Raw genomic sequence first — 14,022 nt, 5'->3', positions numbered from 1 at the left:
TAAATCATTATTACTTTGAAGCTGGGTTCATATCGGTAAATTCTGCAGCTTTGTCTTTGCTTGATTTTTTTAGAGAGAATGCATCAAATAGTTCTCCTGAGGTTTTGTAAGCTTCAAACTTTAGCTTTCCGCCCTCAACATGAATAACCTGGAACAGTTGTGTATTTTCAAGGGAAACATTCATCCATTTGGCACCGTCCACTTTATACATTTTAGGGCCGGCAACAGAAACCAAATAAACTGGTCCGCTAGCTTCTCTGCCCGACAACCCGCGCGGCAGGTTTTGTCCGCGACTATAAGTATGATCATGTCCCTGCAAAACAAGGTCTATGTGATACTTATCAAATAGCGGTTTAAACCGCTCTCTGAATTCTTTATTGTCCCTACTCTTGGCTGTAGAAAAGATAGGATGGTGAAAAGTGATGACTGTCCATAATTTCTTGTTTTCCTTTAAAACCTTTTCCAACCATTCATATTGAATCTTTGCAGAAGCCTCATCCAGGATAATCATTTGAGAATCCAGGGAAATTACCTTCATATTCTGATAATCGATGTAGTAAACCGACTCTTCTAAGCCTTTCGGACCGTTACCAGGCAAGGTGTATTGTACCCCCCAGTGTGGATCCAGAATCAGCTTTCTGTTATCATCCCTTACATATTCATGGTTACCCGGCGAAGGTAGGCTAGGGATCATGCCATTAATAAAACCACCTCCATAATGCCACTCTCCCCATTCCTGATCATTGTTTGAACGGTTAATCAAATCACCGGTATGAATGATAAATCGGGCATCAGGCTGATGTGCAAATGCTTTACGGATTACGCGAGACCATTTTGAACGGATATCATTCTGAGCGTCGCCCAGATAAATAAAAGAAAAAGGTTTATTGGTAACGGATGCCGTTGTAAATTGAAACCATTCGCTCCAATAGTTTCCCGCTCCTACGCGGTAAGCATATACAGTTCCTGGCTTCAGGTTAGCAAAAGTAACCTGGTGATATTTTGCAATAGCGTAATTATTTCCGCCAGACAAAACACGAGACCCGGCATCATAGGTAGTGATGGATTCTTCCAGAGCTGGACTAGAATCCTCAGCTTTGATTTGTGCCTTAGAAGCGACAATTGTTGTATCTGTACGCCAGGTAACGGTCTGGCTCACTTCAGGATTCCCAGTCCAGGTTAAGATCACACGATCTGGGAAAGGTTTCGGATTAAAATCCTGCGCATTTATTTTGCTGAGGCCAGCCACAACAAGCAAGGCCATCAGCGCTATCGATCTTTTTAAGCTATTCATATTAAATTTCATGTGTGTTTAGTTTATTTCAGCGACCACATTAATGTAGTCTCCTTGTCCGCTCCGAAAGCAGACACTGCTTTTTGGTAGTTGAGTTTGTTTTTGGCGCTTTCAGAATCTGGAAAAACATAACGTTTCGGGATTCCACGACCAGCAGCAAGCGGCCCGGTTACGAAAGCAGGATAACCCGTACGACGCTGATCAAACCAACCTTCGGCACCTTTGAACAACATAGCCATCCATTTTTGGGTAATCAGTTGTTCAAGTGTACCATCATACTTCACAATCGACTGATCGTAGTAAGTTGTGGGCGCTGTCACAGCATAACTGCTCATCGACTCTTTGATCGCTTTGTAGTACATCGACTCTGCAGTTTCCCCAGAGACATTCAGCTTGCCTTTCTGCATCGCTTCGGCCAAAATAAAACATTGCTCAGTATACGTAACCAAACTGGCTTTCAACAATGGGTTTGAAGTAGCACCATTCTTTCTGAAAAAAGTAGAAGAAAAAACAGATACATGATCCTCACCTCCATTGTATGCGGCAGGTGCATCAATAGCATTAGGCACACCAACATATCTGTTAGGATCAACCGTTGAGCCTGTAGTACTTTTAACCGGCTCTACCCAAACACCTAATCTCGGGTCATTTCTTTGCACAAGTCTGTCAACCAACTCTTTACTTACTTTTGTTTTCTGGTAATCAAAGTCGATCATAGCCAAAGGGCCTCCAGGCCAGCTATATGCAGCGATGTTCCCAAGATAAGGGATCTCAGCATTATCAGCGCTGCTTTCAAAAATTGGAAAAGCCGTTTTATCACTGATAATTTCCTGCATTTCGGTAAATGCAGGGGCGTAATTTTTAGAAATACGCAACAACATCCTTAAACGCAAAGTATTGGCAAACTTACGCCATTGTAAGGCTTTACCCTTGAACATCACATCAGCTTTGGGATTGATTTCCGCGGATGACCCTTTCAAAAGGTCATTAGCTTCGCGAAGTTCTCTTAACAAATCTGGATAGATCACCTGTTGCTGATCGTACTCCGGATAAATCACATTGCTCTCTTTAGATTTTAGTGCCTGAGAATATGGAACATCTCCATACAAATCAGTTAAATAACTAAAATTAAAAGCCTTTATAATTTTACTGATCGCAACATACTGATTCTCGGAACGTTTCTGTGCAGTTTCCATGAAAGTCTTGTTTACCGACAAGCGTCCATAGATATCATCCCAATCCACAGGGCCCCAATCAAAAAGATCGTAACCGGTATTACGAACCAAAGTCAGGTAACGCGCTGCAGATGCAGGTCTTCTGCCCACAGCATTTTCCTGGTAGGCATAAGCAGTAGAAAGCACCACTTCAGACATTAAAAACTCCGTATTTGTCGTTTCCGGAGCATTTGGATTGGTATTGATTTTTTCAAAATCTTTAGTGCAGGCGCCCAATAGGGTCATGAACAGCACCAGAATGGTTTTATATTCGAATTTCATTTCTGCTATTGATTAAAAATTGCAACTTAATTTAAAGCCAAAAGAGCGTGTTCCTGGTAGCGTCCAGTGTCCAACTCCCATTTTAAAGCCTTCAGTAACACTCATCGTAGTTTCTGGATCATAACCCAATCCATTGGACGTCCAGGTATACAGGTTTCTACCGATCAGTGAAAGAGAAAGGTTACTAATTGGAAGCTTGCGCAATAGTTGTTTATCAAACACATAAGTTAAAGAGGCTTCTCTCAACTTCAGGAAAGATGCGGAATAGGTTAGGCGCTCATAATACTTGTTATATGTATTGTTGTAAAAATCTGAAGCAGCAATGATGACTTTATTTTCGCTGAAAGAACCATCACCATTGGCAATGTAACCCGGAATAATCATCCCGTCATTCCGACTTCTACCTTGCGAATCCACCCATGGTAAACCGCCAGTCGCTGCATCTCTACCCGCAATAGTATTGTCGGTTAAACCAGCATTGATCAAACTTTTAACTACATAAGAGTAAAAATTACCCCCCTTACGCCAGTCTAAGAGAAAATTAAGGGTAAAGCTTTTATAGCTGAAGGTATTGTTAAAACCCACCGTAAAATCAGGATTGTAGTTACCTACTTTGATGTATTCGGTATTGTTACGAATGTAATGCCCCGTTTTATCCAATAAAGCAGCACCTGCATTTGGCCCAGTTGGCACCTTCGTATAACTTGGTGTATAAAAATCTCCAATTTTGGTTCCCTCCTTAATGAGGTAACGAATGTTATCTCCATCGGCACTCCCCATAGAATACTCAGGCAAACCTTCCATCAAAGAAATTACTTTATTTTCATTCTTTGTGAAGTTCACATTCATTTCCCATTTCAAGGCTGCTTTTACAGGAACAGCAAAGAATCCGATTTCCCATCCACTATTCTGAATGTTACCAGCATTGATCAAGCGGTTTGAAGCACCCGAAGCAATGGTTGTTGGAATATTGATGATCTGATTCCTTTTGTTTGTTTTATACCAGGTTACATCCAACCCTAAACGACTGTCAAGAAAGCGCAGATCTCCACCAAACTCATACGAGGTAGCAATCTCTGGTTTTAAGAAATTATTTTTAAGGTTAAACTCAATAGTTGCCCTTTTCACATCACCCCAATCCTGGTTAAATGGAATGGTATTGTACAATTGGTAAGGATCGGTATCACTACCAACTTGTGCCCAATTGGCCCTGATTTTAGCAAAAGACAAGATATCGGACTTAACTTTAAACACATCGGTTAATACCGTACTTAGGGAAACTGAAGGATAGAAATAAGAATTATTTGCCGCAGGAAGTGTGCTAGACCAATCATTTCGACCAGTCACATCCAGGAATACCATATCTTTAAAGGAAGCATGTCCCATTCCATACAAACTATTGATCCGTTTGCGCGAGTTGTATTGAGAATTGATAATGGTTCCCGCCTGTGCATTGTTAATGTTATAAATACCTGGAATACTCAAACTTTCGGTACGTTGAGCAGTACTTCTGGCAGTTTGATTCATCTGGTTACCGCCAACCGATAAGCTAAATGACCAGTCTTCATTTAAGGTTTTCTTGTAACTCAACAGAAAATCCGTATTCTGCTCCTTAAAGAAACTATTATCTACGCCATAGCCACCAAATTTAAAACGTTTAGAGCTAAAAGGACGTTTGGTTTCATGTTGTTCGTTGTACATATCAAGGCCTGTACGCGCCATGAAACTCAGGTCATTGGTCAAGTCAATTACGGCCTGTATATTCCCGGTTATGCGGTTTCTATCGTAACCATTGGTATGCTCGTAGGCCACAAAATATGGGTTATCCGAATCATCCGGAGAGAATTGTTCTATATTTTCCCGGCCTGGTTTCCAATAATTCATCAAATCTTTAATGCTCATATTAGAAGGCATCGAATAAAGCATTTGCGTTACGCTTTCCCGATAAGCCGATGGGCGGTTATCGCTCTTATTGTTTACATACCCCAGGTTAGTGCTGATTTTAACTTTAGGATGCAATACATAAGTGGCTGCCAGGTTTAAAGTATTTCTACTCAAATCAGTATTGGGCACAATCCCCTTATTCGCCAGATTGGTATAAGAAAGTCTGTAATTGCCATCTGCATTTTTACCTGTAATGGCAATGTTATTGGTGTAAGTTGAACCAGTCTCATAAAAATCTTTGGCATTGTTGGGATGTGATACCCAATCCGTAGGTACTGGTTTCCCATTGGCATCAAGTGGGCTATTCCATTGTAGGTGTTTGGTACCTATATCCAAGCGCGGCCCCCAGGCTGCGGTTGTAGAAACTGCCGGATCGTCGGTATATTCTCCCGCACCGAACTGATTCTGGAAATGAGGAAACATCCAGGCCTTATCATACATGGCATTGGAGCTGAAACTCACCCCTAAACCTTTTTTACTTGCCGCGCCACTTTTTGTGGTGATCAGCACAACACCGCTTCCTGCCCTACTACCGTATAAAGCTGCAGCACTGGCGCCTTTCAATATGGTAATACTCTCAATATCATCCGGACTAATGTCAGCAATCGGACTACCATAATCTACTGAAGAACGTCCTACCTCTGATGTTGCACGTAAGGAATGCGCTACTGGAACACCATCTACTACAAATAGTGGCTGATTGTCTGTCGCAATAGAAGATTGTCCACGAATTGTGATGAAGGCCGAAGAGCCCGGATCAGAACCAGCACTAACGACATTCACACCGGCTACTTTTCCAGCCAAGGAATTGATAACATTGACTTCTTTAACCGTGTTTACATCACTTCCTTTAACCGTTGCAATGGAATACCCCAAGGCCTTTTCAGAACGTTTAATACCCAATGCGGTAACTACCACCTCCGAAAGTGCAGTTTGATCGGGTACAAGACTCACGTTAATTACCGCCCGACCTCCTACTACAAGTTCCTGGGTTTGATATCCCATCATTCTAAAAAGAAGCACAGCGGATCCGTCCTTTACATTTAGGCTATACTCTCCATTTAAGCTCGTAACGGCTGTATTGCCCCCACTTTTTTCGATGATGCTAACCCCTGGTATAGGCAGCCCCTTCTCATCAGTTACCTTTCCTTTAACACGAATGGCTTTTTTAATAATAACCTGGTTATTCTGAACCTGGTAAGTGAGTTGCATGGGCGTTAATATGCGGTTTAGCAAACTGCTGACCAATTCGTTATCAGCGTTAATGGTTTCAACGCGCCTACTTAATACGGCGTCATTATTTGTGTAAACAAAAGAAAGACTGGTTTTCTTTTCGATGTTTTTAAGTAATTCGGTTAAGGTACCGTGTTTAAAGCTGAAACTGATCCTACTGTTTAGATCCTGCGCTTTTACAGGCGAAGCCTGCCCAGCAAAGAGCATTACAGAAAGAAAAAAATAGATCAGGGTAAAAAAACGCATTACTTTAAAAATTAATTGATTAGTCACTGCGGACTTTTTCATAACTTTGAATGTTTTAATCATTGATGGGTTAAAATAAAATTGAATTTTTTAGCCGTAAGCGTGCGCCAACATGCTTCGGCTTTTTTTGTATAGGTGTCTAATTACATTTACCTCCTTTTATATAAATTGTCTGTTTGTTAATCGTGTACTGGATATCTAAAGTCATTTGAATGGTTTTTAATACTTCATTTATGCTGACGTTATCAAATTTTGCGGTGAGTTTACAAGCCTTGAAAGAGCGGTCTGTCTTAATCTGAGCTGCATATCTGCGTTCTATTACTTCAAAGACCTCTTCCATCGGAGTTTGATCAAATACCATCTTCCCTTCAGTCCAACCAACGGCAAAATGAGCATCTTCTATATTTTCAAGATGTAGCGATCCTGATTTTAAATCACAAACACCTTTTTGATTGGGTATAAGATGAATGGCTTTCGACTGTACTCCTGCGGAATCCCGAGATACAGCAACCTTACCAGTAAGCACTGTTACTTCAGGACTGGATTTTTCCCATGCACGGATATTAAAGCTTGTCCCCAATACCCGAGTCTGGATGTTTAAGCTGTGTACAATAAAAGGATGTTTTGGATCACGCTTCACCTTAAAGAAAGCCTCTCCGTTTAGTTTAACCGTTCTAAAAGAAGCCTGTTTGATGTTATCAGGGAAGCTGATGCTACTTCCGGCATTTAGCCAAATCTCAGTACTATCTGGAAGCATGATATTGGTAATCTTTCCAGGGGCTGACACTTTCGTGATCCAAGCGGCTTGATGATTTGGTAAAAGCCTTTGCTCGCTTTTATTAAATAAGATAAACATGGCCATTGCAGCCACAACGGCCGCCGCTGCCGACCAAATTATAAATGTTTTATTTTTTGTAGGTCTTTCTGATTGCACTGAAGTCTGGATGTCAGCAAAACTTACCTTCCAGGATTCATTTTTCGGCGCCATAGCTGTACTTTCCCAAAGCCATATCGCCTGATCCAACTCCTGTTGGTGCTGAGGGTCTTTGCGAAGCCAGTTCTGCAAACGCTCCTCCAAATCTGCCAGCTCCTGCATCTTGCCCTGCTCTTTTGCAGATAAATAATCGAGTACTAGTTTCCAGGTTTCTTTGTCCATCGTTATGCTTTTATAACTACAAGACAAGATTCAGGCTGCGATTACGGGTCCAAAAACGTTAAGGTTCTATTAAGAAATCGTTAAGTGTAATTTATCTGAACTCGGTTTCATTTTTCAAGACCTTTTCCTGCAAAAACTGAAATCCTTTTACCAAGTGATCTTCTACTGTGCGAACAGAAATATCCAATAAGGCAGCAATTTCTTTATAACTGAAACCTTCAATTCTATACATATAGAAAATCAGACGCCTTCGTTCTGGCATTTGATCTATCAAATCATAAAGCATACGTGTTCTGTCCTTATACATATAGGTTTGAAAAGGATCTGCCCTGACATCTATGATTTCCTGAACTTCCTCTTCCTCCAGATGCTGAAAATTTAATCTGGAAGTTTTAAAGTAGTTGTTGGCTCCATTTTTTACAGCGCGAAACAGATAAGCTTTTTCATTGATGAGCAGGATCTTATTTTTCCATATAGCGATAAACACATCGTTTAAAATCAGCTGTGCGTCTTCTATATCCTTCACCAGGTATATCGCGTACTTTTTAAGCGTAGGATACATGCGACGGTAAAGATCCTCGAATGCTTTGTCATCGAGTGTACGTACATCATCTTCGTTAAAGCCGGCAGTGTTATTTTCGCCCATAAAATATGAAGCAAAATTAGACCTGCCAAATGACGGACATATTAACAAAATGTTAAATGAAGCGGTTATAAGAATATATACCAATGTTTATTTTTCTCTACTTTTATAAACCTAGAATTCGACTTAATCATGAAAAATCAAATGATTTCTAAAACAACATTGCAGGTATTTAGAGAAGGACTCACAAAATTCGTTACTTTTTCCGATGCGGAATGGGTCGAACTTACCCCTTATTTAAGGGCTTCAAGCATTAAAAAGAAAGATCACTTTGTAGTTCATGGTAAAGTTTGCAAGCATATAGGTTTTGTGATTAAGGGCTCTTTAAGATTTTACCACGTAAAGGATGGAACCGAGATCACAGGATATTTTTGTTTTGAGAATGAATTTGTAAGTTCTTATAAAAGTTACCTCAAACAAGAGCTAAGCCTCACCGGTATCCAAGCCATGGAGGATACGGAATTGATTTTGATTGCTTACGAAGATATGCAGCAACTATTGGCTCACCCTAAGCTCGCCTTTAAAATGGAACAGTTTGGCCGGTTAATAGCCGAATATTATATCTGTTGTTATGAAGATCGTATGGCGGCTTTCATTGTGCAAAGCCCCGAAGAGCGTTACTTAAGCATGATTGAAAATCAGGCCGGCATACTATTGCGTATTCCTCAACATTATGTAGCCAATTTCCTTGGCATTACCCCGGTTTCTCTTTCAAGAATTCGTAAAAGAACTTTAAGAGGAGTTGTAAATACCTAAAATGCTTATCTTTTGTTAACGTTTTGAACAACTATTGGCACATACCTTTGATATAGATCAAAACCAAAAACTATGCACACCATATTAGGAGCCGGCGGGCCATCAGCAAATGCGCTGACACGTGAATTGTTAAAACATAATGAAGAAATACGACTGGTTAGCAGGAGGCCGGTAAAGACTACCGGTACCCAGATGACCTGGAAAAAGGCAGATTTGTTGAATTATTCAGAAGTATTGGACGCTGTGAAAGGATCAACGGTCATCTATATGTGTGCTGGACTGGTTTATGATAAGGAGATCTGGAAGCAACAATGGCCGGTCATTATGCAGAACTTAATCAATGTGGCAAAAGAAACACAAGCCAGACTGCTATTTTTTGATAACGTATATATGTATGGTTTGGTCAACGGCCCAATGTTGGAGAGTACCCCTTATCATCCTGTGAGCGTAAAGGGTGAAGTCAGGGCGAAAATTGCCACTCAGCTGATGGAAGAAGTGAAGGCAGGCAATATCCAGGCTACAATTGCCAGAGCTGCTGATTTTTATGGTACGGATTCTATGAATAGCTTCCTGGACAGCATGGTGCTAGATAAATTTGCTAAACATCAAACTGCACAATGGATTGGCGACCCTAAGAAACTCCACAATTTCACTTATATCCCCGACACCGGAAAAGCAATGTATTTGTTGGGTCAGGATGAAGCCTCAGGAAATCAGATCTGGCACCTGCCAACTGCTGCACCAATAACAGGTCAGGAGATGATTGCATTGGCAGCGGATATTTTTGCTGCAAGGCCCAACTTTACTACGGTGAATAAATTGATGCTGCAAATGGTTGGCCTATTTAAAAAAGTCGTTGCAGGAACGGTGGAAATGTATTATCAATATGACCACGATTATCATTTAGACTCCTCAAAATTTGAAAAAGCGTTTAATTTTAAACCGAGTAGTTATAAAGAAGGTATTAAACAATGGTCCAATACTTTAATTTCTACTTAATCGCTTCATCCCAAGCCGCGCGAGCGAGTTCAGCAATAATCAGATCATTTACTTTCTCAGTCTCTTTAGACATGGATACAAAAACCGAAATAAGGATTCTTTTTCCATTCGGGAGCCTTACAATCCCAATGTCATTAGTAGCTGCAGTAAGCCCATCCCTATTTACACCCGAATATCCGGTTTTATGTGCAACAATAGTCCCAGAAGGCAACAATCCTTTGATTTTATTAGGACCCGACACTGTTTCTTCCATCGCCTTCATTAAAAAAGCACTGGTATTCTTTTTAAGTACCTGCCCATTCCAAAACTTCTCTAACAACAAGTTCGCTGCCTTTGGCGTTGTCCAGTTCGTGAACTGAACTTTATCATCCTTGTGCATCTCCTCTTCAGTTGCCGCAATTGCACAGTCTTTAATACCTAGTTTAACAATATACTTGTGTACTTTATTAGGACCTCCAACAAGTCGAAATAAGATGTCACAACCATTGTTATCGCTTTCTGATATCGTAATTCTAATAATTTCAGACAATGGCAAAGCTACATTCCCATTAGGATACTTCTCTCTTAATGGGCTCCAGGTATTGGGCAATAAGTCACTCTTTTTTACAAAAATCTTTTGATGGAGCGCCATTTTGCCTTTATCAACCTGATCCAGCACAGCAAGAGCAAGATGAAACTTATATACACTTTGCATTGGGTAGTGCTGATCTCCGTTAACAGAGATAGATCTACGGTCACCTAAGAAGAATACAGATACACCCACATCTGCTTTTTTACCCTTAATGATTTGCGCTAATTTTTCTTGAAGGCTACTAGTTTGCGCTGAAAGCTTTAATGACAACAAGCCAGTCAACATTAAAAGAATACAGGAAATTCTTTTCATAAAAATCTGAATATGTAAACTACTTAGTCTTATAGGTTTCGGCCAATTTCAATGCCTGATAAGCATTAACAATACCACCACTTACGCATAATTCCTTAAAAGTAACACGCTCCGTCTCCCCCTTCTCATTCTCCCGTCTCACTTTTTGCTCAGGCTTAACCACAGATTGCAGAATAATAGTTCTTACATCTTGAGCCTTCAGCTCGGGATAATAACTTAAAATTAAAGCTGCTAAGCCCGAAACTACAGGTGCCGCCATACTTGTTCCATCAAACTCTTCATATTTTGACTCAGGAACAGTTGACTTTATCATAAATCCAGGAGCAAACACATCTACAGTATGCTTACCATAATTAGAAAAAGAAGCCTTTAAACTTGCATCATTTTTATATGCGCTAGCACCAACTTCAATCCAGTTGGTAGCATGTGGTAAATTAAACTTAGTGGTATCCAAAACAACTTTTACAGCAGGAGCTGGATAATTCCTCCCCATACCATTCCCTTGCATTTGGTTTTGACCAGGTCTAAATGTCATAGGATTAACCTCTGCCTTCTTATGTGCTTTTTTATAAGCAACAGCCTCTGGACTATCATAATACTTAGTTGGATAATTCTCTTCCACATCATTATTATTATTGTCATTACCTGCAGCATGCACCAACAAAACTCCCTTTTCTTCGGCATACTTTACTGCCTCGTCTACAACATCTTTAGCCCACTTAAAGCCCTTTCCAAAACTCATATTAATCACCCGTGCACCATTATCTACTGCATACCTAATGCCATTTGCCACATCCTTATCACGCTCATCCCCCTCAGGCACCACCCTTATACCCATGATACGAACATGGTTAGCGATCCCATTTATACCTATTCCATTATTTCGCTCTCCAGCAATTATTCCCGACACGTGTGAACCATGATCTGCATTTGGTCCCATCACATCATTATTACCATAGTAACGCTCCCTTGCATTTGAATAATCATCTTCAACCAATTCAGCACGCTGATCATACTTAGGATTCAGATTATAACGCAACATCACATCATATTGCTTATAGGCATCCTTCATTTCCTTATGAAACTTTTCCATGGATCCACTATCCTTTGCTCCTCTTCTAATGATCTTTTTACACTGCTCCTCCTCTTCACTATCCGCTTTATAACGTTCCATATCCTCTAAGGAAGGAATAGCCTTATGATTAATCTGTCCAACAGAATCAAGCATCTTGTTTATAATAGAAATCACAGCAAAAGTCTGATCAGCATCATCATATTTCTTTCCAAATTCTGCAGTAACCTTTGTATAAAGTGCAAACTCTTCCTTTTCTGTACTATCCAATACAGTAGATTTAATGGTCGATCTATACTTAGGCTGCAATTCCCTATAAATTCGAATCAACTCTAAATTGTCATAAGCCAGATCGCCCTTTTTCGACCCTATAAAATTCCAACCATGTATATCGTCTACGTATCCGTTCCCATCATCATCGATCCCGTTTCCAGGAATCTCCTTCTTATTGGTCCACAAAACATTCTTCAAATCTTCATGCTTAGTTTCGACACCGCCATCTATTACAGCAACAATAATACTTTCTTTAGGCTTTTTATCCTTTAACAATTCATCATAAGCCTTTTCAGTACTAATACCAAAATATCCATCCTTCACTAAATCTAAATTATACCAATTCGGAGGTAGCTTAACATCTTTACTCTGTGAAAAAGCAGTTGAACTGGCAAAAAATAAAATTGTAAAATATAATATATGCTTAAGTTTCATTTCTGAATATTTATAAAGTAACGTAAAATACAATAATACGGTTTTATAATATTTAGGGCTGAGATTTAGCATTTTTTAACACAAAACACTGTTCACAATTCCCTAAAAAAAACAAATAGGAATTTTTATCTAAACAGAATTAAGAACATATTAATATCTTGTTTCTTAATTACCAATACGAGAAACCAATATAAACCTACCATGCTTCCAACCACGCCTTTTAAACTAATTTTTCAAAGTGTTTTATTACTAGCCATGGCTATCATTTCCGGCTGTTCTACTCTTAAATCCCAAAACAATCCTGAATGGAAGGACCTCTTTAATGGAAAAGACATTAAAGATTGGAATGTAAAGATCAATCATCACGAAATTGGCGATAATTATGGCAATACATTCAGAGTTGAGGATGGTATGATCAAAGTTAGATATGACCAATATGGCGCTTACAACAATCAGTATGGCCATTTGTACTATAAACAACCTTTTTCCCATTACCGTCTGTTGGTAGAATATAGAATCACAGGCGAATGGAAAACCGATGCCCCGTCGTATACCATTAGTAATAGTGGTATCATGTTCCATTCGCAAGATCCCAAAACAATGCTTAAAGATCAAGATTGGCCTATATCCATTGAATTTCAACTGTTAGCTGGTCTAGATGATGGAAAACCCCGACCTACAGGTAATATGTGCTCACCTGGCACAGATGTCATCTACGAAGGAAAAATAGACAGTAGGCATTGCATTGACTCTAAATCTAAGACTTATAAAAAAGAAGAGTGGGTACAAGCCGAGTTAATTGTATTGGGCGACTCGCTGATCACTCACCTTATTAATGGCGATACCGTGCTACAATATTCAAAACCACAAATTGGTGGCGGGGTTGTCAACAATTTCGATCCTGCCATTAAACTGGATGGCAAACTTTTGAAAGAAGGCTTTATTGCCCTACAAAGTGAAGGGCAACCCGTTGACTTCCGAAAAGTTCGAATAATGAATTTAGAAAAACGCATTAAAACACCACAAAAATAAACGTAAACACTTATAATAACCAAACACTCAAATGATTAAATTTTCTTTAATGACCAACGCCTTTTAAAGAAAGTAGATCACCAATACCAGCAAATGGCAGGGTGTATTCAGCCAGCAGAATCCTATTGAATCCATAGGCGCTGTAAACAGAAATAGGCGGAAGATAAGAGCCTATAGTCCAAATGCCCTTAAGCCCCTAAAGGAAAATAGAAATGTTATAAACAAGAAAAGCCGATAGTCTTTTGGACTACCGGCTTTCTATAAGATTTGGCACCGACCTACTCTCCCACGTGTTACCGCAGTACCATCGGCTCTGGTGGGCTTAACTTCTCTGTTCGGAATGGGAAGAGGTGGACACCACCGATATAGGCACCTAAATATTTTTAAATATCTAGTATATATCGTTTCGCTTTTGTTGCTCAGCTTGCGCCTTGCTCGATTTGTTACTAAACAAATGACATATTATTGAAAGAAGTTATTATGAAGAACAAACAACAGTTTATTGCTCTTGAAAGCTTCGGATGATTAGTATTACTCGACTTTGATCTCACAACCTTTAC

The 14,022-nt window shown here is 39.8% G+C and carries 10 protein-coding genes and 1 rRNA gene; 3 read left to right on the top strand and 8 right to left on the bottom strand.

Going from position 1 to position 14,022, the window contains the following annotated elements:
• Nucleotides 1-10: 10 nt before the first annotated feature.
• The 5 genes from FBD94_RS00060 to FBD94_RS00040 form a co-directional block, all read right to left on the bottom strand.
• Nucleotides 11-1,306: a purple acid phosphatase family protein gene (locus FBD94_RS00060; protein ID WP_136878649.1), complete on the bottom strand. Its 1,296-nt coding sequence runs from the start codon at nucleotides 1,304-1,306 to the stop codon at nucleotides 11-13.
• Nucleotides 1,307-1,317: 11 nt separating this feature from the next.
• Nucleotides 1,318-2,790: a SusD/RagB family nutrient-binding outer membrane lipoprotein gene (locus FBD94_RS00055; RefSeq protein ID WP_136878648.1), complete on the bottom strand. Its 1,473-nt coding sequence runs from the start codon at nucleotides 2,788-2,790 to the stop codon at nucleotides 1,318-1,320.
• Nucleotides 2,791-2,802: 12 nt separating this feature from the next.
• Nucleotides 2,803-6,255, bottom strand: a complete 3,453-nt coding sequence (locus tag FBD94_RS00050) for a SusC/RagA family TonB-linked outer membrane protein (protein WP_205945814.1) — start codon at nucleotides 6,253-6,255, stop codon at nucleotides 2,803-2,805.
• Between the two features lie 97 nt (nucleotides 6,256-6,352).
• Nucleotides 6,353-7,369, bottom strand: coding sequence for a FecR family protein (locus tag FBD94_RS00045; protein ID WP_131612430.1), 1,017 nt, complete (start codon nucleotides 7,367-7,369; stop codon nucleotides 6,353-6,355).
• Nucleotides 7,370-7,460: 91 nt separating this feature from the next.
• The gene (locus FBD94_RS00040; protein ID WP_131612432.1) at nucleotides 7,461-8,015 is read right to left on the bottom strand and encodes an RNA polymerase sigma-70 factor; all 555 of its coding nucleotides are present in this window, start codon (nucleotides 8,013-8,015) and stop codon (nucleotides 7,461-7,463) included.
• A 129-nt stretch (nucleotides 8,016-8,144) separates the two neighbouring features.
• Between FBD94_RS00040 and FBD94_RS00035 the strand changes: the two genes are divergently transcribed.
• A complete protein-coding gene (locus FBD94_RS00035; protein ID WP_136878647.1) occupies nucleotides 8,145-8,768 on the top strand; it encodes a Crp/Fnr family transcriptional regulator in 624 nt (207 codons plus the stop codon).
• Nucleotides 8,769-8,840: 72 nt separating this feature from the next.
• Complete coding sequence (locus FBD94_RS00030; protein ID WP_136878646.1) at nucleotides 8,841-9,767, top strand: NAD-dependent epimerase/dehydratase family protein; 927 nt, start codon at nucleotides 8,841-8,843, stop codon at nucleotides 9,765-9,767.
• Here the strand turns inward: FBD94_RS00030 and bla are convergent.
• Nucleotides 9,760-10,650 (bottom strand): class A beta-lactamase, subclass A2, encoded by an 891-nt coding sequence (gene bla, locus FBD94_RS00025; protein ID WP_136878645.1) that lies wholly within the window; start codon nucleotides 10,648-10,650, stop codon nucleotides 9,760-9,762. The two genes, FBD94_RS00030 and bla, sit on opposite strands and share 8 nt — an antisense overlap.
• Nucleotides 10,651-10,669: 19 nt before the next feature.
• Nucleotides 10,670-12,430 (bottom strand): S8 family peptidase, encoded by a 1,761-nt coding sequence (locus FBD94_RS00020; RefSeq protein WP_136878644.1) that lies wholly within the window; start codon nucleotides 12,428-12,430, stop codon nucleotides 10,670-10,672.
• Between the two features lie 255 nt (nucleotides 12,431-12,685).
• On the opposite strand from FBD94_RS00020, the gene FBD94_RS00015 reads away from it, so the two are divergent.
• Nucleotides 12,686-13,462: a 3-keto-disaccharide hydrolase gene (locus FBD94_RS00015; RefSeq protein WP_225874839.1), complete on the top strand. Its 777-nt coding sequence runs from the start codon at nucleotides 12,686-12,688 to the stop codon at nucleotides 13,460-13,462.
• 265 nt (nucleotides 13,463-13,727) lie between these two features.
• Here the strand turns inward: FBD94_RS00015 and rrf are convergent.
• Nucleotides 13,728-13,839 (bottom strand): 5S ribosomal RNA (rrf, locus tag FBD94_RS00010).
• Between the last annotated feature and the right edge of the window lie 183 nt (nucleotides 13,840-14,022).

Source organism: Pedobacter hiemivivus, from assembly GCF_005144565.1.
Lineage (GTDB): Bacteria > Bacteroidota > Bacteroidia > Sphingobacteriales > Sphingobacteriaceae > Pedobacter > Pedobacter hiemivivus.
This window is presented reverse-complemented; position numbering and strand designations above follow the sequence as displayed.